Origin of the sequence: Paenibacillus dendritiformis, from assembly GCF_945605565.1 — a bacterium.
Classification (GTDB): Bacteria; Bacillota; Bacilli; order Paenibacillales; family Paenibacillaceae; genus Paenibacillus_B; species Paenibacillus_B dendritiformis_A.
This window is the reverse complement of sequence record NZ_OX216966.1, coordinates 1,334,312-1,354,603: the sequence shown is the minus strand read 5'-3', so window position 1 is coordinate 1,354,603 and position 20,292 is coordinate 1,334,312. Positions and strand designations below refer to the sequence as shown.

Genomic DNA, 20,292 nt, shown 5'->3' with positions numbered 1-20,292 from the left:
TATAATGGCTAATTTATTTCTGAACAAGACCGTGTCCGTCATGCTTATCTCCTTCGCCTTGGTCGGATTGCTCGGACTGGGCAATGGAGCCGATCAAGTGGTCGAACAAATGAGGCAAGAAGTCGTGACACATGCGAAAAAGGAACTCCGCGTTCCGACCTACGATTCGATCGTCTATACGCCGTTGTGGGTGGAATATTTGAAGGAGCAGCCGAATGACGGCAAAAAGGTCATCGGCATGTTCGGGCCTTCCACGGTATTTGGCACGACCGTGAAGAAGGGGGAGAACACCTCGGCCGGCGTCCTTCAGGTTCATTTGAAAGACAGCCGCGTGGTCAACCTGGGAATTGCCGGCGGAAGATTCACGGAGACCTATGCCCTGCTCGCCTCGATGATAGATAATGTCGATTATGTCGTCTATGAGATCAACTACGGCATCGCCGTCGTCTCGGATAATGAGCCGAATGTCATCGTCTATCCGTCGCTTGTCGAGAAGCTGGACCAAAATATTCCGCGAAGCTGGCTGGATGATTTCCCGGACAAGAACCGCCAGTCGCTTCCGAGCGACATTCACAATTGGGTCACGTCCCATTTCCTGAACAAGTGGACCCTCTATCATGATCGCGACGCGATCAGCTACCGTCTGTTCAAGACCCGTACGCCGATGGAGAAAATCCGCCGGGAAATCAAAAAGAAAGAGGACGAGAAAAAAGGGATAAAAGAAAGCTATACCCCGATGTATACAGCCTACGACAAGTTGAAAGACGCCCAAAAGGAAGGCATCGACAAGCATTACAAAGAGCTTTATCGCTGGAATAAGCCTTTCGACAAGGATAACAGCTTCGGGCTGTTCATGATCGAGAAAACGCTGGATCTGCTGCAGGAGCATGACAAGAAAGCCGTATTCTATTCCGCTCCGCTGGATAAAGAGCATATTGCGAAGAAGAAGCTGTTCAACTGGAACGAGTATACCAAGGTGATGGGGGCTTATCAGAAGCTGATTGAGTCCAAAGGCTATCCGTATATCGAATTCAATAAGGATAAGGACAATACGATCCCGCACGAATATTATCGCGATCCGGCTCATCTTATCGACAAAGGAAATAAAATGTTCGGCGAAATTTTGTATAAGAGGTTGAAGGAATATGGAATTACAACCCCGTAGCGCCAGACTGGCCCAGACGAGATCCCGCCGTCTCACTCATCGTGTCGGACGGGCGCTGATGATGGTGGGAGCAGCTCTCGGCGGAGCCATCGTCCTGATCGCCATCGTGCTCGGTATTTTGTTCTTCTCCGGTGAGACGCAGGAATTTATTTATATGAACTTCTAACACACCTAACGGCGTACAAATCCTTGTACGCCGTTTTCTTTCCCCTTCCTGGGATGACAAGCGTCCACACAACCTGTGGATGTTTGCCATATCATACCTCTAAGATGCGTTAAGGATTCGTCTGGATAATGAGGAGTAGGTGGGGAATTGTCCTATGATCTATACAGCTCTTGGTGATTCGATTACATTCGGGGAGAATGCCTCTTCTGCGGCAAGGGCATACCCCCGATTGGCCGGATCGATCTCATGCCCTTACCGGGTATTTGTGCTGGCGCGTCCCGGTTGGAGCGCCTATGATTTATTGGATGCCGCGATATGGCAAGGGTCTTCCCTGATTCGCCGTTCTGCTGTGGTCTCGGTATGGATTGGAGGAGTGGATCTGGCGAATGCGGCGCTGTCCGCGTTTCGAAGCCGGCAGCCTTTGGCTGCCAAAGTGATTTTAAGCCGTTACAAGCGAACCTTGCATGCCATCCTGGCTCACATCAAAAACAACAGCCATGCCCGAATCATTTGCTGCACGCAATATAATCCGTTTCCGAACAGCCCTCTTGCAATCATGTCGATAGACCGGTTAAATCACGCGACCAAAGAAGCCGCCCAAAGCTACGGCGCCAGCGTCGCACCTGTTCATACGTGGTTCGAAGGCAAACAAGCCGATCTTATCTATGGATATCGAAAAGGAAAGCTGGAAGACGCATTGAGCGGGTTCCTGCCCATCCATCCCAATGATCAGGGACACCGGCTTATTGCCAAACGATTGGCCCCCTATCTTGCCGCCTGCAAGCCAGCCTCCTGATCTCCTCCGTCTGCTTTGACAATAAAGAGAGCGGAACAACATCGTTCCGCTCTCTTTGATTATTTCAGATACGCGTCGGCGATTTTAATCATGTCCTCTTTGCTTACTTTATCCGTATTTGCCTGGATTTTATAGGTATGCTTTTGTTTTTTATCCGGGCTTTCGTATACCCACGCTATCTCATGGGAAGAGGAATAATCCGTGTAAAGCATCTCTACGCCCTTCACATCAATTTTTTGCTGTTTAAAGTCAATTTTTTCATCAATGTAGTGCATGCTTGGTTGGTTGTCCCCGCTTGAACGGATTATAACATCAATTTTATCCTTGCCGTTTTTATACTCGAGAGAGATATGAAAAGTTTGATCCGACATTTCTACCGGCATTATGGCATATTCCTTATTCGATTCCTCCGCCTGCTTGCGCAGCTTCTCCGCGATAGCCGCCTCTTCTTTTGCGGAAGGCGGATTCACATCCAAGACGGATCTAAAGAAAACTTTCGCTTGTTTAAATTTATAATCTCCGTTCACGCTCTCTGGAATTGTGATCGACTTATCCGCAATTTTGCCGCGCAATTGAGACAGATTTTGAAAGATGGCAGGCTTGAATCTTAGCTCCGCTTTATGCTTCGAGTTGTGGGGAACGACATAGATAAGCGCGGCCTCTCCGTTCTTTAGCAGCTTATCCTCGAGCTCAAAGATTTTTCTGAAGCGTAATATATCTTCCTCCGATCTTTTCTGCTTTGAATGGGGCTCCTCTTTTAACGGTTTGACCTGATAGACGATTTCGCCTTCCTTATTTTTTAAAGATTGATATTGAACCGTCGCAAAGCCGGTGGATGCCGTCAACAGCATTCCGGCCAACACGAGTAGACTCACTTTATATTTCACAAAAAATCGCTCCTTTTTCGTTTGTCCCGCATCCAGCTTCGTCATCACGCTTCCAGTCAAGTCGGCATCGGGTATCCGTGGGTCACAAAACAGTTTTCTCAAATCCTGATCCTTGTTCCAACTCATACGTTCCCACTCCCTTCGCTTGGGCATAATACTTGCGGAATTTTGCGGCTGCACGCTCGTATTTTTTGCGCAGATTGACGCTCGTATGGTTAAGAATATGGCTAATTTCCTCGTAGCTCTTATCCTCAACGCAGCGTAGAATCAGCAGGTTCCGCTCTTCCGCCGATAATTTCGACATGGCCCGATGCACGAATTCATCAAAATAATGGGTTTCGATCTGCAACTCTACGGGTTTATTCTCCTTGTCATCCCGGTAAAAGAAGGGCAAATATTTCACCAGCTTCCGCTTGCGGATCACATCGATACATTGATGATAGGCAATCTTATACAACCACGCGCAGAACGGTAAATCGGGATTATATTTCGCCAAAGCCCGAAATGCTTTCAAAAACGCGTCTTGGGCGCTGTCCTCGGCTTCCGAATAATGGCCTAACATATGATAACAGTAGTGAAAGATCGGTTTTTGGTAGAATTGCACGATAGTCTCGAATTTTTCAGTATCCCCCTCCACCACATCAGCAATAATCTGACGCAGCTCCGCTTCATCCACGCCGTCCCCCCCCTTTCACTCTATACAACGAACCATCGACACAGGAATGTGACAGCGAATTATAAAAGTAATGTAAAATTTAAAAGATCTGCTTGCTTCGATTAACTATATTTGTTAATATAACTGACGAACGTTCGTTAATACAGAGGTGATTCGATTGAAAAGCGAAGAAATTAAGGATGCGGCTTTGAAATATTTCACCATGCATGGTTATGAGGGAGCATCCCTGTCTCTCATTGCGGAAGATGTCGGCATGAAAAAGCAATCGATCTACGCCCATTTTAAAGGAAAGGACGATCTTTTTCTCCAAGTGCTGCGTGATGCGAAGGAGACGGAGCTCTCTTCCAAGCTTCAATATTTTAGCAGCATAGGCTCCCAGCATCCCGAGAAAGCTTTATACGGATTTCTGCAATTGGTCATCGATCTTTTCCAACAAGACGAGCGGTTGACGTTTTGGCTCCGCATGTCCTTTTTTCCGCCCGCCCACCTTGCCAAAGCGATCGAACAGGAAGTCATTGATATCGAAGAAAAGGTGCAGGCGATGCTGGAACGCAAATTTCAGGCTTGGATCGATGAGAAAGCCATCGTCGAAGAGGCGGCGAAAACACCTACCCTCGCTTTCCTGGGCGTCGTCGATTCCATTATGCTGGAGCTTGTGTACGGCGGCAATGATGAGAAGCGGCTGAAGGAGAAATTGGAGGCCTCCTGGACCGTATTTTGGCGAGGGATTGCACATCCTTGATTTTGACAGAAAGAAAGTGGTTGATGATATGAAGAAAACAATCAAAGAACAAAAAGCGGTCTTGCTTATTCTGCTAAGCAATGTATTCATTGCCTTCCTGGGCATTGGTCTTGTCATCCCCGTCATGCCGTCTTTCATGAACATGATGCATTTGTCAGGCAAAACGATGGGCTACCTGGTCGCCGTATTCGCCGTGGCCCAACTGCTGATGTCGCCGCTCGCCGGACGCTGGGTTGACCGTTACGGCAGAAAAAAGATTATTATCATCGGCCTATTCCTGTTCAGCGTATCCGAGCTCGTCTTCGGGTTGGCCGGGAATGCAGCGATGCTTTATATCTCAAGGCTGCTGGGAGGAGTTAGCGCCGCCTTTATTACGCCGGGGGTTACGGCTTATGTCGCGGATATTACCTCCATTCAGGAACGGCCGAAAGCGATGGGCTATGTCTCGGCCGCCATTAGCACCGGCTTTATTATCGGCCCCGGCATCGGCGGCTTTATCGCGGAATACGGCATACGCATGCCCTTCTTCTTTGCGGCAGGAATCGCCTTTTTCGCTTGCATATTATCCGTGTTTATTTTAAAAGAACAGCTCACGAAGGAGCAGCTTGCGGAGATTTCCGCGAATGCAAAGCAAAGCAGCTTTCTCGCCGATATGAAAAAGTCGCTTCAACCGCTCTACTGTATCGCATTTATTATCGTCTTTGTGCTCGCTTTCGGATTATCGGCATACGAAACGGTCTTCAGCCTCTTTTCCGATCATAAATTCGGGTTCACGCCAAAGGATATTGCAGTCATTATTACGGTAAGCTCCATTTTCGGCGTCGTGGTGCAAATCTTTATGTTCGGAAAAATGGTAGAAATACTCGGGGAAAAGAAACTGATTCAATTGTGCTTGATTACCGGGGCCATCTTGGCCGTGGTGTCCACCGTCATCTCCGGCTTTTGGATCGTGCTGGCGGTAACGTGCTTCATCTTCCTTGCCTTTGATCTGCTGCGGCCGGCTTTGACGACATTTCTATCCAAAGCGGCCGGGAAAGAGCAGGGCTTCGTAGCCGGAATGAACTCCACCTATACGAGCCTGGGCAATATCGCCGGACCGGCGATGGCTGGAATGCTGTTCGACGTTAACATTCACTATCCTTTCCTGTTCTCTGCCGTCATTATGGTCATCGGCCTCGGCATTACCGTGATGTGGAAGGAGAAGCAATTTGCAGAACACGACGCCGAAGAAGCCGAATAGGTGAACTTCGTCCGATTCACTTTAGGGAGTCTCTCACAGGCACTGCAAAATGATGAAGATGACGAGTTAACAGAGGAATGTGGATGCGGGAAAAACGGCGGCGCGCAAACCGGTGGAAGATGGATGAAGCAGTGAAATGCTGCGTGGATCAGGCTGTTGGAAAACCCCTTTTTTTGCGAAGGGGTGGAGATGGTCCATTTTCCTCATCCAAACTTGGCTCTCAGAGCGTTTTTAAATCGATTTTTTCTACCAGGTGAAGAGATCCATCACAGGTAAAAAGTCCCATAGACTACTCAATAGCCTGATTTTACGGGATCCAAGCGACCGCGTCGGATGCTGGGGGCATCATCGCCTTCAGAAAGCATTATCGGCCTGCTGGAAGCATCGTTGCCTCCTGGGGCTTGGACGTGCGGAGGAAATTGCTGCTATTTTACAGGAATTTCGGCTTAATGAGTCCACATCCCGAGGAATTGCTGCAAATCTACATCATTTTAGGCCCTTTTGCTTCAAGCCAAAGCGAAACGGGGGAAATTCCTGTAATTTTGCAGCATTCCCATTCTGGAAAAGTCGTCCATATCGAATTGCTGTATTTATGCAGGATTTCGCTTACCGAATAGGCGTGTCTGGAGAAATCGTGGAGTTTTGCGGATTTCGCCTGCCGGATGGGCGTGTCTAGGGAAATGGTGCAGTTTTCAGGCCGGTAGAAATATCCATTTCCTACTCAAAATATCTTTCTCAATAGCCTGTGTTTTGCAGGATTCCCTGTAATGGAGTACGCGTCATAAAGGAAAAGTGTATTATTGCAGTTTTTCGGCGAGTCGAGCTTTGAGAATCAGGGGGGCTGTCTCACTGTAGTGAAATAACTACTTTTGGGACACCCCCAATCAAAGCTCTTCACCTCGACATTTACCCCGCGCGCCCTCAGCTCTGACACAGCAGAAGAAAAATGATTGAAGCTACACCGTTATTTCCCGGCATGAGGCAGCTGCCGCCGAAGTCCAAAATGGATAAGTTTGTTTGTCTCATTCTGGCTCCCCTTCCGGACGCTTCCCGGACTCCTTGTCTTCCTCCGGCCCGGCTCTGTCCAGCTCCATGTCCTCCCGGCCGATCAGCTCATGAATCTGATGCTTAATCGTCTCGGATCGGGTCCCGAATATCGCCTGCACATTGTTGCCGACCTCCAGCACGCCCGAGGCGCCCAGTTCCTTCAGGCGCTCCTTGTCCACATTGCCCTTATCCTTGACCTGCACGCGCAGGCGCGTAATGCAGGCATCCAGGGAGGCAATGTTGGCTTTGCCCCCAAGCGCCGTCAGGATGCCGCGCGGCAATTCTTCTCCCGCCGCCGCTGTCGCCTTAGCCGCCGCAGCAGGCGCGGCCTCTTCCCTTCCCGGCGTCCGGAGGTTGAAGGTGCGGATGGCGAAGCGGAATCCGAAGTAGTAGATAAGCGCCAGCACCAATCCGACCGGGACGACAAGCCAGTACGGCGTCCGGTTCTGCAGCACGCCGAACAGCAAATAATCGATAACGCCGCCGGAGAACGTCATTCCGATTTTGACGCCGAGCAGATGCATCGTCAGGAAGGACAGGCCCGCGAACAGGACGTGCACGGCAAAGAGAAGCGGCGCCACGAACAGGAAGGAGAATTCAAGCGGCTCCGTAATGCCGGTCAGGAAGGACGTCAATGCGGCCGATCCCATCAGCCCGGCCACAAGCTTCTTGTTCTCCGGGCGCGCCTCATGATAGATCGCAAGCGCGGCTGCCGGGAGGCCGAACATCATGAACGGATATTTTCCGGTCATGAAGGTGCCCGCCGTCAATTCAACGCCGTCTTTTAGCTGGGCGAAGAAGATTTTTTGATCTCCCCGGACGAGATCGCCCGCTTTGCTCACATATTCCCCGAATTCGAACCAGAAAGGCGCATAAAAGATATGATGCAGCCCGAAGGGAATGAGCGCCCGTTCACAAATGCCGAAGATGAAGGCCGCCAGCGCGCGGTTGGAATCGATAAGCGAATGGGAAAATGCATTCAGCCCGCTCTGGATCGGCGGCCAGATGAACACCATCACAATGCCGATAACAAGCGACGTGACGGCCGTAATAATCGGAACAAAGCGCTTGCCCGCGAAGAAGCCGAGATAGGAAGGCATCTCGATCTTGAAGAAGCGCTTGTACAGCACGGCCGCCGTGATGCCGATAATGATGCCGCCGAAGACGCCCGTCTGCAGCGTCGGCACGCCTTGCACGATAGCATAGGCGAAGTTGCTCTCCACCATCTCCGGCGTCACATTCATAATGACTTTCATCGTCACGTTCATGACGAAATAGCCGACGATGGCGGCAAGCCCCGCTACCCCGTCCCCGCCAGCGAGACCGATGGCCACACCGACCGCGAACAGCAAGGACAGGTTGTCGAATACGATGCCTCCGGCTTGCTCCATCACGCTGGAGATCATGCTGACAGCGCCGGTGCCCAGCACCGGAATACGAGCGATCAGATCCGGATTGCGCAGGGCGTTGCCGATGCCGAGCAGGATGCCGGCCGCCGGCAGAATGGCGACCGGCAGCATGAGCGCCTTGCCGACCTTTTGAAGAACGCCGAATATCGATTTGAACATGGAACTCAACTCCTCACGATATGCCGCTGAGCGGAATGGAAAAGAACCCTGTTGTTACCATTTCCAATCCGTTATGGCGCTATGCATGCGAGTGAGTTCGGATTTCTGGGCGTTCCCCTTACAGCTGTTCCTCCATGATGACCGCTTTGGTGACATTCATCTCGCCATACCGGGCCATGACGTCAGGCAGTTCGTCCAGGCGGAAGCGATGGCTGATCAGCGGTTCAATACTTACGATATGCTGCGCAAGCAAAGCGAGCGCCTCCTCGTGCGTGTACGGATTGATGAACGAGCCCATGATCCGCAGTTCCTTGCTGAACACCTCGAATGGCGACAGGCTCGCCCGCGCTTCGGGAGAAGCGACGCCGAAGAGCAGGACTTGGCCGCCCTTGCGGGCCGCCTCCAAGGCCAGCTCCACTGATTCCGGACGGCCGGCGCACTCGATCACGACATCGGCTGTGCTGCGCAGCTCGTCTGCTGCGCCTTCCTCCAGCGGCGAGACGATGGCTTCGGCGCCCAGTTCCCGTAAGAGTCTGTGCTTGTGCTCAGCCGGCTCGCATACGGTAATGCGCGCGACGCCCGCGGCCGCGGCGAGCTGCAGGAATAACTGGCCGATGAAGCCGCCTCCGATAATCATCACATGCTGATTCGCCCGCAGCTCCAGCTTCTTGAATCCATGCAGCACGCAGCCAAGAGGCTCGGCCATCGCCCCTTCCACCCAGCTCACCTGGTCGGGCAGCTTGTAGCAGTTGGCCGCCGGCACAACACAGTATTCACCCATTCCGCCGTCCCTTGTCACGCCGACGGCCTGCAGCCGATCGCACAAGTGAGCGCGGCCGCCGCGGCAATATTCGCACGCCCCGCAATACATATTCGGGTCGACGGACACCCGGTCGCCCGGGCGCAGATCCGTGACCGCCTCCCCCACGGCGTCGACGATGCCGGCCAGCTCATGGCCAAGCACGATCGGCGGCTTCACCTCCGCCGATCCCGGATGGCCATGATAAATATGCTGGTCTGTGCCGCAAATGCCGCAGCAGACGACGCGCAGCCGCACCTCGTCCTGGCCGGGCAGGCGCTCGGCCCATTCCGTTACCTCCATTATCTTCGTTCCGCGCAGAACTGCCGCTTTCATGCTCCTCATCCCTTTTCCCGTATGATTGTTCTCCTTCTCTCTACCCCGTCACCGTTCACGGCTGCCGGATGAATTCAAGGCCGTGACGCGCAGCGTCGCCCACGGAATCCGCTTGCCTTCCGCCTGCGAGACCCGAATCTCCTTCGTTCGCCCAGGCAGCAGATCGAAGAAGTTGTCGCTCGCCGCAATCCACGCTTCATCCAGCTCGATCTTGACCATGCGGGCCGCCCGGTCCGTCTCGATGCGGATGACGCCGGGCTCCTCATCCACGCCGATCTGCAGCTGCGCCGGCTCGAAGCGCATCTCCTTATAGTCGCGCAAGTAGACATAGTTATCTTCCGTGAGGCCGCTTCGGGACGAGATGACGCACACTACCTCCGCCGGATTCGCCCCGTTCGTCAGCTCCGCTTCGGACAGCACATCCAGTTCCCTTTTGCCATTCGGCTCAAGGGATACCTCATATTCGCGCTCACACAGCTTCGTTCCATCCATCCGGTACACGGCCAGCCGGACCTGATCATCATACGGCTCCAGCCGGTCATTGAGCGCCCACAGATGCAGCGCCCGGCCCGCATCGTGATCCGCCGTCAACAGCACCGGGGCAAAGAACTTCCGCGCGTAATGATACGCCGCCTTCGGCAGCCCGTAGTAGTCGATGACCGACCAGCTCGTGCCCGGCCAGCAGTCGTTCATCTGCCAGAACAACGCGCCGCTCGTATCCGGCTTGCGGCGGCGGTAATGCTCAATGCCATATTTCAGCCCTTCGGCCTGCGTCAGCATCGAGTAATTGATGTACTCTTCCATATTCGAAGGGGCTCCGGTATAGCCTTCCATCAGCAGGATGCCCTTCGGATGATGAATATCCTTGTTGCGGTACATCATCTCGTCGCTGCCCCAGCAGAATTGGCTCTCTGGAATGTTGCGCTGCAGCGTGTAGCGGTTCGAGGAGGCATGCATGCCGAATTCGCTGGCGAACTTCGTCGTGTCGCCCTTGAATTTTTTGAACGACAGCCCTTCGACGCTATAGTCCTGCACCTGCGGCTCGCCGAAGGCCCGGGGCTCGATGTTGCCATGCCATACCTGCCAATTATGCGTGTCGCCAACCTCGCGCGAATTGTGATCGTTGCCCCCGTATGGCGAGCTCGGCCAGAACATGCGCGTCGGATCGAGCGTCTCCAGCAGGGCAGGCATCAGCTCGTGGTAAATTTTCTCCCCATAGAACGGATGCGGGATCTCCCCGCTCGAATGCAGCGCTTCATACAGCCAGTCGTTCTCGTTATTGCCGCACCAGAGGGCGAGGCAGGTCCGGCTGCGCAGCCGCTTGACGACCTGCTCGATCTCCCGCCGCACATTATCCATGAAGTTGCGGTTATAGTCCGGATAGAGGGCGCAGGCGAACATGAAGTCCTGCCAGACCAGCAGCCCGAGCCGATCGCACTCCTCGTAAAAAATATCCCGCTCATAGATGCCGCCGCCCCAGACGCGCAGCATGTTCATATTGGCTTCCTGCGCCAGACGGATATACCGCGAATAACGCTCGTCCGGCACCGCCGCAATGAAGCTGTCGATCGGAATCCAGTTCGCGCCCTTGGCGAACAGCTTCACCCCGTTGAGCACGAACGTGAACGCATCCTGCCCTTCTTCGTCATGCAGCATCAGTTCCAGCGTCCGGATGCCGAAGCGCTGCTTCCAATCATCCACTGCGTCGCCGCCGCTCCGCAGTGTCACTTCCAGTCTGTACAAGTAAGGCTCGCCCAGATCATGCGTCCACCACAGCCGCGGCTTCGGCACCCTGAGGCGCGCGCTGCCGGAGAGGCCATGCGCACAGATAGCGCCGTCCTGCACGAAGCCCAGGCCGATATCAAGCGGGAGCGTCTCCCCCGCTACCCGCCGGCCTTCGGCATCCAGCATGGCCACCTCCGCGATGCAGGCTTCGCTGCGGTCGAACACTCGCGCTTCGACCGCCACCTCGACCATCGCTTCGTCTTCCTTCGCCTCCACCGTATGAGCGAAGACATTGTCCACATACGCACGGCGCCGCTTCACGAGATGGACATCCTTCCATATTCCCGCACAGACGAGCCGCGGTCCCCAGTCCCAGCCGTAATGGCTTTGCGCCTTGCGCGTCCATATTCTTTTTTTGCTGAAGCCGGACCAATAATATTGCATCTTGCTCTGTACATGCAGGTGAACCGGATCCAGCTTGACCGCGAGAACGTTCTTGCCTTGGTTTAGCTCCCGCGTCACCTCGAACGAATGGCGGATGAACATATTGTCCGTCGAGCCCAATTCCACCCCGTTCAAATACACGGTCGCGAACGTATCAAGCCCTTCAAAAACAAGCTCCATCCGCTCCATATCCTCCAACTGCCCGTCCCAGTGGAACGTCGTGCGATACCACCACACCTTCTCCTCGACCCAGCGGCATGTCTGATCGTTATGCCCATAGAACGGATCCTCGATAATGCCCTTCTCGATCAGCGTCGTATGCACATCCCCCGGCACCTTCGCCGTCATCCAGAAATAATCGATATACTCGGGGGAAGCCACCTCCAAATCGCGCGCCTCGCCGATATTGAAATCGCGCAGCTTCCAGTTCTCGTTCAGTCTCATATCGCGCTCCTATCCAGAAGACGCCAAGACCTCCCGGCCTTGGCGTCTCCCTGTCTCTGCTGCTTTCTATTCATCTATATAGGTCAAGCTCTCCAAAATTTCCTTGACGCTCAGCTCCGCGCAGGCCATCGATGTATCCGCTACCCCATAGTACATCTTGACCGTATCGCCTTCCACGACGGCGCCGCAAGCAAAGACAACATCGCCAAAGAAGCCGTTTTTCTCGTAATCGGCTTCCGGCTCCATCACCGGTTGCTCCGAGCGGGCGATGACCTTCGTTGGGTCATTCAAGTCCAGCAGCACGGCGCCCATGCAGTAGCGGTGCTCCTTCGTCGCGCCATGGTACAGCTCCAGCCATCCCTTTTCCGTCTTGAACGGGACGGCTCCGCCGCCCATGCGCCCGCTGTCCCACATGCCCGGACGCAAGCCAAGCAGATGCTGATGATTGCCCCAATAGAGCAAATTATCCGATTCGGCAATCCAGATTTCCGGGTTGCCGATGCTTTTCGTCGTCGGACGATGCAGCGCATAATATTTGCCGTTGATTTTTTCCGGGAAAATGAGGACGTCCTTATTATCCGGGCTGAAAATCATGCCGTGATGCGTCACATTGACGAAATCCTTCGTCGAGACAATCGACTCCCCGACGCCGACCGGTGATACGGCCGAGAAATAAATGTAATACGTATCGCCGATCTGCGTCACGCGCGGATCCTCGATGCCGAACGTCTCCAATTCCGTCGACGGATAGACGAATGGCGCATCGTCTACCGTGAAGCGGTGCCCGTCCTTGCTGCGGGCAATGCGGATATAGGAGATGGAAGTCAAATATTCGAATGTCGCGCTCTGCGACTTGTTGCGGATGACGCGCGGATCGGAGAAATCGTAACGTTCGTCGTCCACGCGAAGCTCAATGATGTCCAGTTCCTTCGTCTCCGGGTTGAACACGGGTGCCTTCACAATGTTCGGGTCGGTGCTGATCGGACGCTCGGCTACGCGGAGCAGCAGCAGCACTTCGCCGTTATAAGTCGCGACGCCCGCATTGAACGCGCCGATCACTTCGAAGTCGTCGCGATGCGGCTTGACGTCGGCCGGCGTAATAAGCGGATTTTCTTCATACCGATAAATATTCATGCAGTAGACTCCTTAAGCTGTAAAATGATAATTGCGATTATGCCTGTTCGAACTTCAGGAACGGATCGGCAATGGTCAGACGGTGCGCCTCCGCATCGCTTATGCCCGCATACAGCACCGCCGTGCCGTCATCGTTGCGCACAAGACCGCCGCTGAATACGACGTCCACGAGGTCGGTACGCTTCGCCGCGCCCGGCAGGAATTGATCCCGCACGGCAATAAGCTCGATGGCGGTGTGCTCGCCGGTAGCCGGATCTAGCGCAAACGCCATCGGATAATAGTGGCGGTCGCCTTGGTCATCGAAGCATGCGATATGTCCCAGCACGCCGATACGGCCGTTGCTTAGCAGATGCGCTTCGTTCGCGCCTCCCCATTCTTCGGCGATGAATTGCCCTTCCAGCAGCGGGGCGTTGTCAATAAGCTCAAGCGATAAGTCCTCCAACCGCTCCACGCGGGTAAATCCGATTTGGCCGCGGCCGCCCTTCTCTCCCTGCGGACGGGTAAAAACGCCGATGCTTCCGTCCAGAAGCTCGACCAGCCGCAGATCCTTCATGCCGTCCGGGCCGGTGAAGAACGGCTTCAGATCGGCGATGCGCTTCCCTTTGTAGAACACCGTGCGCCACATCAGCGCGTTCGCCTGTGTCGGATGCGGATAAATCTGCACGCCGCCGAGTACAAGCTCGCCGCCGATCCGGGTCTGGAACGGATCCTGAAGCTCGAATGTCGGCGCGCCTTCCCGCGGCACCCATTCCCCGTTCCGTTCGACGAAGAAATAGACCTCGGAGTGCTCGCTGTCACGCGATTCGACGCGTCCGGCGATGACCTGCTCCCCCTCGTCTTCGAACGGAGCGGTAATATTGTATACATCTTTGCTGCCGACCCCGGTAAACTTCAACTTCTCCGCGTTCGCCGCCAACGGGCTGCGCGTCATATATTGCTTCAGCAGTGCCGCGCATGTGATTGCGCTGCCTTGGTTCCCTGTCATGTATGGCACGTCTCCTTCACTGATGAGTTCTCGCTTATCCAAATGGCCGCTTCCTGCGAACGAAGGATGAACGATTCATTGGCTCCGCTCGGCTCCCCGTGGTTGGACAAGACGAAGCGGAATGTCCCGGCCAGCAGGCTGCCGACGGGCAGAGCATACGGCTCCATCCCGAAGTTCAGCGCCACCAGCGCCACTTCGCCGGCGGCCCGCTTCACGTAGAAGAGCACATTCCCCTGTCGATCCAGCCGCGCATAATCGCCGCTATGCAGCGACGGATGCCGGCTCCGGAGCGCGATAAGCTGCCGGTAGAACGAATAGATCGAATCCGGAACCCGCTGCTGCGTCCGCACATTCAGCACCTCATGCCGCGGGCCCATGCCGATCCACGGCGCCGCATCCGAGAAGCCGCCATAGGTCTCGTCCGTCCACTGCATCGGCGTCCGTGAGTTATCCCGGCTCTTCGCCAAGGCCTTCTCCAGCGCCTCCTCCGGCCTCAAGCCTTCCGCCAGCGCGAGCCGGTAAGCCGTCAGCCCCTGCACGTCGCGCATCTCTTCGATCGTCTCCGCCACGAAGTCGCGCATCCCGATCTCTTCGCCGTAATACAGGAACGGCACGCCCTTCGCGGTCAGCGTCAGCGCGGCGATCAGCTTCGCCCGCCCCTCCTCCAGCCCGGGATTCCCTTCCCCGAACCGGGTGATATGGCGCCTCATGTCATGGCTGCTGAAGAACAGCGTCGGAAGCTGGTCGGGGGCATGCGCCTCCTCCATCCTCCTCAATTCGTCATAGAGGCGTTCGAGCGAGAACGTCTCCTGGCTGCCGAGATTGAAGTTGAACACGACATCCAACAAGCCAGTGCCACTATAGCGGCGCAGCACGTCCATATCCTCGGAGCCGACCTCGCCGACCATGAACGTTCCCTGCCGTGCATGCGCGTGGGCGGACAGCTCCGCGATGGCGTCCAGGATGCCTTCCTGATCCTTGTCATGCACATGCTGCTGCTCTCCCGTCTCCGCATCGTACGGGTTGTCCGGGAATGTCCCGGATACTTTCAAAAAATTGATGACATCGAGCCGGAAGCCGTCAATGCCCCGATCCAGCCAGAAGTCCATCACGCCCTTCATCGCCGCCCGGACTTCGGGATGAGTCCAGTTCAAGTCGACCTGTTCCTTCGCGAACGCGTGATAGTAATATTGTCCGGTCGCTTCATCGAATTCCCAAGCCGGACCGCCGAAGAAGGATTCCCAATTGTTCGGCGGCCCGCCGTTCACCGGGTCCCTCCAGATGTACCAGTCGCGCTTCGGATGCGAACGCGTCGACCGGGATTCCCGGAACCATGGATGCTCCGACGATGTATGGTTCAGCACCAGATCGACGATAACCCGGATATCCCGGGCATGCGCCTCGCGGATGAACGCGTCGAAGTCTTCCATCGTGCCGTAATCGGGATCGATGGCGGTATAGTCGGCGATATCGTAGCCGTTATCCACCTTGGGCGACAGATAGAACGGCGTCAGCCAGAGGCCGTTCACGCCCAGCTTGGCCAGCTCATCCAGCTTCGACGCTATGCCGGCGAAGTCGCCGATGCCGTCCCCATTGCCGTCGCAGAAGCTCGGCATATAGATTTCATAGAAAACGGCCGATGTCCACCACGGTGCTTCCATTCTCTCCACTCCCATTGCTTATCCTGGCAGTTTCCTTACTTGAGGCTGAATTGCATGCCTTCCTTGAACTTTTTGCCGAACACCAGGAACATGATAATAATCGGCAGCGTCAGCAGCACCGATGCGGCGTACAGCGGACCCGGATAGCCCCCGTAAGGCCCGAACATTTGCGACAAGAGCACGTTCAGCGTCAGCATATTGTCGCTGCGCACGACGATCATGTCCCACAGCAGCTCCGTCCACCGTTCCATCAGCAGGAACAGGAAGATAACCGCCGTAATGGAGCGCGACATCGGCATCATGATGCGGTACAAAATTTTGAAATCGGACGCCCCGTCCAGCTTCGCCGCCTCGATGAACACCGTCGGGATCGCCTTGAAAAAGTTCGTGTACATAAAGATCGCCCACAGGCTGACGGCCTTCGGAATAATCATCGCCCAGTACGTATCGTACAAGCCGATCTTCTGAATGACGAGGAAGTTCGGGATGAGCAGAATGATCGCCGGAAAGAACATATGGAACAGGACAAAGTTGTTCACCGTGTCCCGCCCCTTGAAGTTCAGCTTCGACAAGGCGTAAGCGACCATGACGCCAAAGAGCATCATCAGCGCCGTCGACACGACCGAGACAAGAATGCTGTTCAGGAACGCATTCAGCCATGGACGCGGGATGCCCGCCTCGCCCCCGGTAAAGAGCCACTCGTACGATTTCAAGGAAAAGCTTGCCGGAACGAGCTTGCGATCGACCTCCGCCCAGTCGGCGAACGAATTCAATACCATATACAGATACGGATAGACCATAACCAGAAGCAGGAGCGTCGCAACGATATAACGGACCGTCAGACGGAACTTGTTGTTTTGCTTAGACCCAACCATTTCGTTTACCCCACGTTTCCAGCAATTTTTTGATGACGAAGATGGAAATGAACGTGACAACGGACGCCAAGATTGCTACGGCTGAAGCATAACCCGCCTGCAAGTTTTTGAACGCCTGGTTGTAAATCTCCATCTGCCACGTGTTCGTGGCGAAATTCGGTCCTCCGCCCGTCAGTTGGTAGACCTCCGTAAAGATGCCGAAGGTGACGCCGAATGACAGGATGAGCGTCGTATACAACGCAGGGTACAGCAGCGGAAGCGTGATCTTCCAGAAGCGCTGGCGATCCGTTACGCCGTCGATTGCCGCCGCCTCATATACTTCCTTGTCAATGTTCTCGAGACCGGATGTCAAAATAAGCGCATAGTATCCGGTAAATTTCCAGGCGATGATCAGCGCCACGATGCACAATGCCGACAACGGCGATCCGAGCCAGTTGATATCAAGCCCGAACGTATCGCGCAGGAAGGCGTTCACCGGGCTGTTGAAGGACAGGAAGCCCTTCACGATAAGCGATGCCACGACGCCGGATGACAGATACGGCAGGAAGAACCCGATCAGATATAAGCTGCGGAACTTCGGGAGCCCTTGCACCAGCACGGCCACGCCCAGCGACATGATCGTAACGAGCGGCACGAACACCAGCATGAACTTGTACGTGACCCAGAAGGCCGACTGCACGCCTGGCGAAGACAGGGCCTTCATGAAGTTTTTCAGTCCTACGATGTCATAGGTCGGGGCGATTAAGTCCCAGTTCGTGAATGCGAGAAAGAAAGACCAAATCAGCGGACCCAAAAAGAAAATAAGCGAATAAATCAGGTAGGGACTGGTGAATAACCAGCCCAACCGATTGTTGTTCTTATCTATCATTATTGAAGTTCCCCTTCAATCGCCTTCTTCATGTTGTCCCAGCCGGTCTTCGGATCGATTTCGCCCATGACCACTTTGTTGAACGCCTCTTGACCGATCAGCGTTTGCAGCTCGTTGTAACGGGCATTGTCAATCGCCGGAATACCAAGCGGAACGGATTTCGCGAACAGTTCAAGCTCGGGCGATTGTTCCATAATAGCCTTGAATTCAGGCAGTTCAGCCAAATCATCGCGCGCCGGAGGCAAGTTCGTCTTCTCGAACCATGCCACATCGTTCTTCGCATCGGAGTACACCCATTTGATGAACTCGGCAGCCGCCTCCTGCTGTTCCTTCGGCACGCTGGAGAAGATAACGAGACCTTTCGCATCGGAGAACGTCTTCGCTTCAGCCGGATTCATTCCGTCCGGCACTGGAGGAAGCGCAAGCGTGTACGTTTCGTTGAATTTCATCTCCGGGAATTTCTCTGCCCAGTAGTTGAACGTCCACGGGCCAAGATCCGTAAAGATACCGATGCCCGACTCGAACGGGTCGGTTACGTTCTTCGCCAAAATCGCATTCTCCTTGCGCAGATTGTCGACGAACTCCAGCATCTTCACGCCGGCTGCCTCGTCCCCGACAAACTGGTCGCCGTCAATAAATTTGTTGCCGTCGGATGCGGCGTTATAGAGCATGAAGAAGTCGAACCAGCGTTTCCAAGCGGTAGGATCGACGAGATCCGCGCCTTTGCCCCATACATATTTATCCGGATATTTCGCTTTCAGCTTTTTGGCGACATCCAGCATTTCGCTGTATGTTTTCGGCGGCTCGTTATAACCCAGTTCCTTCAAGATGTCGATGCGCCAGCCGAACAGCATTGGATTGGAGTAGATCGGCAGCACGTATTGATTGCCGTCAGCGAACTCCCAAGGCTCGAGCGTATTAGTCATATTGCGGCTCGATACGATATCATTGAATTGCGGCAGCGTGTTCAGCGGAACGAGCGCCTGGCTCTTGGCCAGCTGCGCGGCGAATCCGCGGTTGATATTTTCCGAGATGGCCGGAGCGCTTCCGCCCGCAATCGCCGCCTGAATGCTGGCTTCCGAGCTAGGCGATTCTTTAATGGCGCTGACATTGATTTTGACCTTCGGATTTACAGCCTCGTATGCTTTGGCCATTTCCATCCAGTACGCTTGCTGCGGCGGATTCGGCGCCGCCCAAAATTCGATGGTGGTTACCCCGTCTGCCGACTCCTTCGGCGCTTCCCCTTTGCCGCAAGCAGCCAAAAGCGAGAAGACCATCGTAAGTATGAGCAGAATTGACAGTTTCTTTTTCATGGAAAAAGACCTCCTCTTAATGACATGACTCAACCTCAAGATGACAACATAGAACAGTAACGTTACAAATAAAATGACTAAACGCACTGAAAGCGTTTGTAATCACATTATTAATCATTTGTAAGTCGGTTGTCAATCCGTTTTTTCACGCAACCCTCCTGTTTCGACATTTTTCGTCATGAAATTGTTCCGCTTTACTATTTTCGTAAGTAACGTTATTATTATTTTGTAATGTTGTTTTGTAATTCTATCTTTTCTGGCATAATTACGGTATAAACCGATTGCAGAGCGGAGAGCATTTCCGCTTCGGGTATTATGCAATCTTGAACTGGTTATTATTCCAAAATATGATTACGGAAGCATGCAAGTTGAAAAGAGGTGTTGGTCGCTGATGAAAGTAAAAGTGACAATGCAGGATATTGCGGATCGGCTTCATATTTCCAAAAACTCCGTATCGCAAGCCCTGTCGGGCAAGGATGGAGTAAGCGAAGAGACGCGCCGGCTTGTCCTTGAGACCGCGAAGCAAATGGGATATACCTACCCCTCCGCACGGAAAAAGAAAGTATCCGAGCCATCCGGCAATATCGCCTTGATCGCCTCGGATTTCGCGTTCGCGCAAAAAAGCTTTTTCGGGGAAATTTATTTGAGTGTGGAGCAAGAAACGAGAAGACGCGGCAAACACCTGCTCATCCAATCCATCAACAAGGAATCGGAACTTGAGTTGGCCTTGCCGTCTTTCTTGGAGAATCAAGACGTGGACGGGATTCTGATTCTGTCCCACTTAAGCACGGCCTTCACGAATGCGGTTATCGGCACCGGAATACCGACTGTGCTTATTGACCACCATCATCCGGCCATTCATGCCGATTGCATCTTGACGAACAATCGCTTCAGCGCCTATGAGGCCGTTCAGCATCTGTGCGATTTGGGGCACCGGAGCATCGGATATATCGGCAATATCGATTTCTCGCCGAGCTATTATGAACGGCTGGAAGGATTCCGGCTCGCTCTGCGCGATATGGGCCTCGAAGCCCAACCGGAATGGATCGTGACCGATGCCGTTGAGCAGGCCGATTATGTCATGGAGACGATGCAAGCGCTGAGCGCTCAACCGACAGCCTGGTTCTGCGTGAACGACGGACTCGGGTTCCTCGTCAATTCCACGCTGCATCAGCTAGGGTTCCAGGTGCCGGACGACGTCTCGGTATGCAGCTTCGATAACGGGCAGTTGTCCCGCTTGGCCACGCCGATGACGACCACGATGGCCGTCGATTTGAACCTGTTCGGCCGCAAAGCTGTCGAGCAGCTCTTCTGGCGCATGGAGCATAAGGAGGAGCCGTTCACCGAGCTGCTCCTGCCGACCAAACTGATCGTACGTGAATCTACGGCTCCGCCACGGAAGTAAGGACGGCAGCCCATCA

The 20,292-nt window shown here is 54.2% G+C and carries 18 protein-coding genes; 7 read left to right on the top strand and 11 right to left on the bottom strand.

From position 1 onward, the window contains the following. Positions 1-4: 4 nt before the first annotated feature. The 3 genes from NNL35_RS05950 to NNL35_RS05940 all read left to right on the top strand — a co-directional run bounded on the left by NNL35_RS05950 (position 5) and on the right by NNL35_RS05940 (position 2,127). Positions 5-1,165, top strand: coding sequence for a hypothetical protein (locus tag NNL35_RS05950; protein WP_006679543.1), 1,161 nt, complete (start codon positions 5-7; stop codon positions 1,163-1,165). Continuing rightward, the gene (locus NNL35_RS05945) at positions 1,146-1,331 is read left to right on the top strand and encodes a hypothetical protein (protein ID WP_006679544.1); all 186 of its coding nucleotides are present in this window, start codon (positions 1,146-1,148) and stop codon (positions 1,329-1,331) included. Before NNL35_RS05950 ends, NNL35_RS05945 begins: the two co-directional genes overlap by 20 nt. Positions 1,332-1,485: 154 nt before the next feature. Further along, entirely contained in the window at positions 1,486-2,127 is a 642-nt protein-coding gene (locus NNL35_RS05940; RefSeq protein ID WP_006679545.1) for an SGNH/GDSL hydrolase family protein, read from the top strand. Positions 2,128-2,186: 59 nt separating this feature from the next. On the opposite strand, the gene NNL35_RS05935 is transcribed toward NNL35_RS05940, so the two are convergent. Both NNL35_RS05935 and NNL35_RS05930 read right to left on the bottom strand, forming a co-directional pair. Next, complete coding sequence (locus tag NNL35_RS05935; RefSeq protein ID WP_138985676.1) at positions 2,187-3,140, bottom strand: hypothetical protein; 954 nt, start codon at positions 3,138-3,140, stop codon at positions 2,187-2,189. Next, positions 3,097-3,690 carry an RNA polymerase sigma factor gene (locus NNL35_RS05930; RefSeq protein WP_006679547.1) on the bottom strand — a complete coding sequence of 198 codons (594 nt, stop codon included), beginning with the start codon at positions 3,688-3,690 and terminating at the stop codon, positions 3,097-3,099. Before NNL35_RS05930 ends, NNL35_RS05935 begins: the two co-directional genes overlap by 44 nt. Before the next feature lie 157 nt (positions 3,691-3,847). Here NNL35_RS05930 and NNL35_RS05925 point away from each other — a divergent pair, with 157 nt between their 5' ends. From NNL35_RS05925 to NNL35_RS05915, 3 genes are all read left to right on the top strand, one after another. Continuing rightward, positions 3,848-4,432, top strand: a complete 585-nt coding sequence (locus tag NNL35_RS05925; protein ID WP_006679548.1) for a TetR/AcrR family transcriptional regulator — start codon at positions 3,848-3,850, stop codon at positions 4,430-4,432. 28 nt (positions 4,433-4,460) lie between these two features. Next, positions 4,461-5,672: an MFS transporter gene (locus tag NNL35_RS05920; protein ID WP_006679549.1), complete on the top strand. Its 1,212-nt coding sequence runs from the start codon at positions 4,461-4,463 to the stop codon at positions 5,670-5,672. Between the two features lie 449 nt (positions 5,673-6,121). Next, positions 6,122-6,289 carry a hypothetical protein gene (locus NNL35_RS05915; protein ID WP_254553027.1) on the top strand — a complete coding sequence of 56 codons (168 nt, stop codon included), beginning with the start codon at positions 6,122-6,124 and terminating at the stop codon, positions 6,287-6,289. A 405-nt stretch (positions 6,290-6,694) separates the two neighbouring features. On the opposite strand, the gene ptsG is transcribed toward NNL35_RS05915, so the two are convergent. From ptsG to NNL35_RS05870, 9 genes are all read right to left on the bottom strand, one after another. Then, on the bottom strand, positions 6,695-8,287 hold the full coding sequence (ptsG, locus tag NNL35_RS05910; RefSeq protein ID WP_006679226.1) for a glucose-specific PTS transporter subunit IIBC: 1,593 nt from the start codon (positions 8,285-8,287) through the stop codon (positions 6,695-6,697). Between the two features lie 118 nt (positions 8,288-8,405). Then, positions 8,406-9,422, bottom strand: a complete 1,017-nt coding sequence (locus NNL35_RS05905; RefSeq protein WP_006679227.1) for a zinc-dependent alcohol dehydrogenase family protein — start codon at positions 9,420-9,422, stop codon at positions 8,406-8,408. A 48-nt stretch (positions 9,423-9,470) separates the two neighbouring features. Next, on the bottom strand, positions 9,471-12,035 hold the full coding sequence (locus NNL35_RS05900) for a beta-mannosidase (RefSeq protein ID WP_254553025.1): 2,565 nt from the start codon (positions 12,033-12,035) through the stop codon (positions 9,471-9,473). 66 nt (positions 12,036-12,101) lie between these two features. After that, positions 12,102-13,169: a BtaManbiosPhlase gene (locus NNL35_RS05895; protein WP_006679229.1), complete on the bottom strand. Its 1,068-nt coding sequence runs from the start codon at positions 13,167-13,169 to the stop codon at positions 12,102-12,104. A gap of 37 nt (positions 13,170-13,206) precedes the next feature. Next, the gene (locus NNL35_RS05890; RefSeq protein WP_254553023.1) at positions 13,207-14,154 is read right to left on the bottom strand and encodes an MTP-1 family protein; all 948 of its coding nucleotides are present in this window, start codon (positions 14,152-14,154) and stop codon (positions 13,207-13,209) included. Next, positions 14,151-15,815 carry an alpha-glucosidase gene (locus tag NNL35_RS05885; protein ID WP_006679231.1) on the bottom strand — a complete coding sequence of 555 codons (1,665 nt, stop codon included), beginning with the start codon at positions 15,813-15,815 and terminating at the stop codon, positions 14,151-14,153. Before NNL35_RS05885 ends, NNL35_RS05890 begins: the two co-directional genes overlap by 4 nt. Before the next feature lie 35 nt (positions 15,816-15,850). Then, positions 15,851-16,690 carry a carbohydrate ABC transporter permease gene (locus NNL35_RS05880; RefSeq protein WP_006679232.1) on the bottom strand — a complete coding sequence of 280 codons (840 nt, stop codon included), beginning with the start codon at positions 16,688-16,690 and terminating at the stop codon, positions 15,851-15,853. Further along, positions 16,677-17,555: a carbohydrate ABC transporter permease gene (locus NNL35_RS05875; RefSeq protein WP_238535445.1), complete on the bottom strand. Its 879-nt coding sequence runs from the start codon at positions 17,553-17,555 to the stop codon at positions 16,677-16,679. The genes NNL35_RS05880 and NNL35_RS05875 overlap by 14 nt, the downstream gene beginning before the upstream one ends. Positions 17,556-17,557: 2 nt before the next feature. Then, positions 17,558-18,871 (bottom strand): ABC transporter substrate-binding protein, encoded by a 1,314-nt coding sequence (locus NNL35_RS05870; RefSeq protein WP_006679234.1) that lies wholly within the window; start codon positions 18,869-18,871, stop codon positions 17,558-17,560. Positions 18,872-19,262: 391 nt separating this feature from the next. Here NNL35_RS05870 and NNL35_RS05865 point away from each other — a divergent pair, with 391 nt between their 5' ends. After that, complete coding sequence (locus tag NNL35_RS05865; RefSeq protein ID WP_006679235.1) at positions 19,263-20,276, top strand: LacI family DNA-binding transcriptional regulator; 1,014 nt, start codon at positions 19,263-19,265, stop codon at positions 20,274-20,276. Positions 20,277-20,292 lie beyond the last annotated feature (16 nt).

What these genes read in the sequence shown, in the direction of transcription:
- NNL35_RS05940 (WP_006679545.1), top strand. Translation starts at nt 1,486, where the DNA reads ATGATCTATACAGCTCTTGGTGATTCGATTACATTCGGGGAGAATGCC.
- NNL35_RS05920 (WP_006679549.1), top strand. Translation starts at nt 4,461, where the DNA reads ATGAAGAAAACAATCAAAGAACAAAAAGCGGTCTTGCTTATTCTGCTA.
- NNL35_RS05950 (WP_006679543.1), top strand. Translation starts at nt 5, where the DNA reads ATGGCTAATTTATTTCTGAACAAGACCGTGTCCGTCATGCTTATCTCC.
- NNL35_RS05935 (WP_138985676.1), bottom strand. Translation starts at nt 3,140, where the DNA reads ATGAGTTGGAACAAGGATCAGGATTTGAGAAAACTGTTTTGTGACCCA.
- NNL35_RS05945 (WP_006679544.1), top strand. Translation starts at nt 1,146, where the DNA reads ATGGAATTACAACCCCGTAGCGCCAGACTGGCCCAGACGAGATCCCGC.
- NNL35_RS05890 (WP_254553023.1), bottom strand. Translation starts at nt 14,154, where the DNA reads ATGACAGGGAACCAAGGCAGCGCAATCACATGCGCGGCACTGCTGAAG.
- NNL35_RS05900 (WP_254553025.1), bottom strand. Translation starts at nt 12,035, where the DNA reads ATGAGACTGAACGAGAACTGGAAGCTGCGCGATTTCAATATCGGCGAG.
- ptsG (WP_006679226.1), bottom strand. Translation starts at nt 8,287, where the DNA reads ATGTTCAAATCGATATTCGGCGTTCTTCAAAAGGTCGGCAAGGCGCTC.
- NNL35_RS05895 (WP_006679229.1), bottom strand. Translation starts at nt 13,169, where the DNA reads ATGAATATTTATCGGTATGAAGAAAATCCGCTTATTACGCCGGCCGAC.
- NNL35_RS05915 (WP_254553027.1), top strand. Translation starts at nt 6,122, where the DNA reads ATGAGTCCACATCCCGAGGAATTGCTGCAAATCTACATCATTTTAGGC.
- NNL35_RS05870 (WP_006679234.1), bottom strand. Translation starts at nt 18,871, where the DNA reads ATGAAAAAGAAACTGTCAATTCTGCTCATACTTACGATGGTCTTCTCG.
- NNL35_RS05880 (WP_006679232.1), bottom strand. Translation starts at nt 16,690, where the DNA reads ATGGTTGGGTCTAAGCAAAACAACAAGTTCCGTCTGACGGTCCGTTAT.
- NNL35_RS05865 (WP_006679235.1), top strand. Translation starts at nt 19,263, where the DNA reads ATGAAAGTAAAAGTGACAATGCAGGATATTGCGGATCGGCTTCATATT.
- NNL35_RS05885 (WP_006679231.1), bottom strand. Translation starts at nt 15,815, where the DNA reads ATGGAAGCACCGTGGTGGACATCGGCCGTTTTCTATGAAATCTATATG.
- NNL35_RS05905 (WP_006679227.1), bottom strand. Translation starts at nt 9,422, where the DNA reads ATGAAAGCGGCAGTTCTGCGCGGAACGAAGATAATGGAGGTAACGGAA.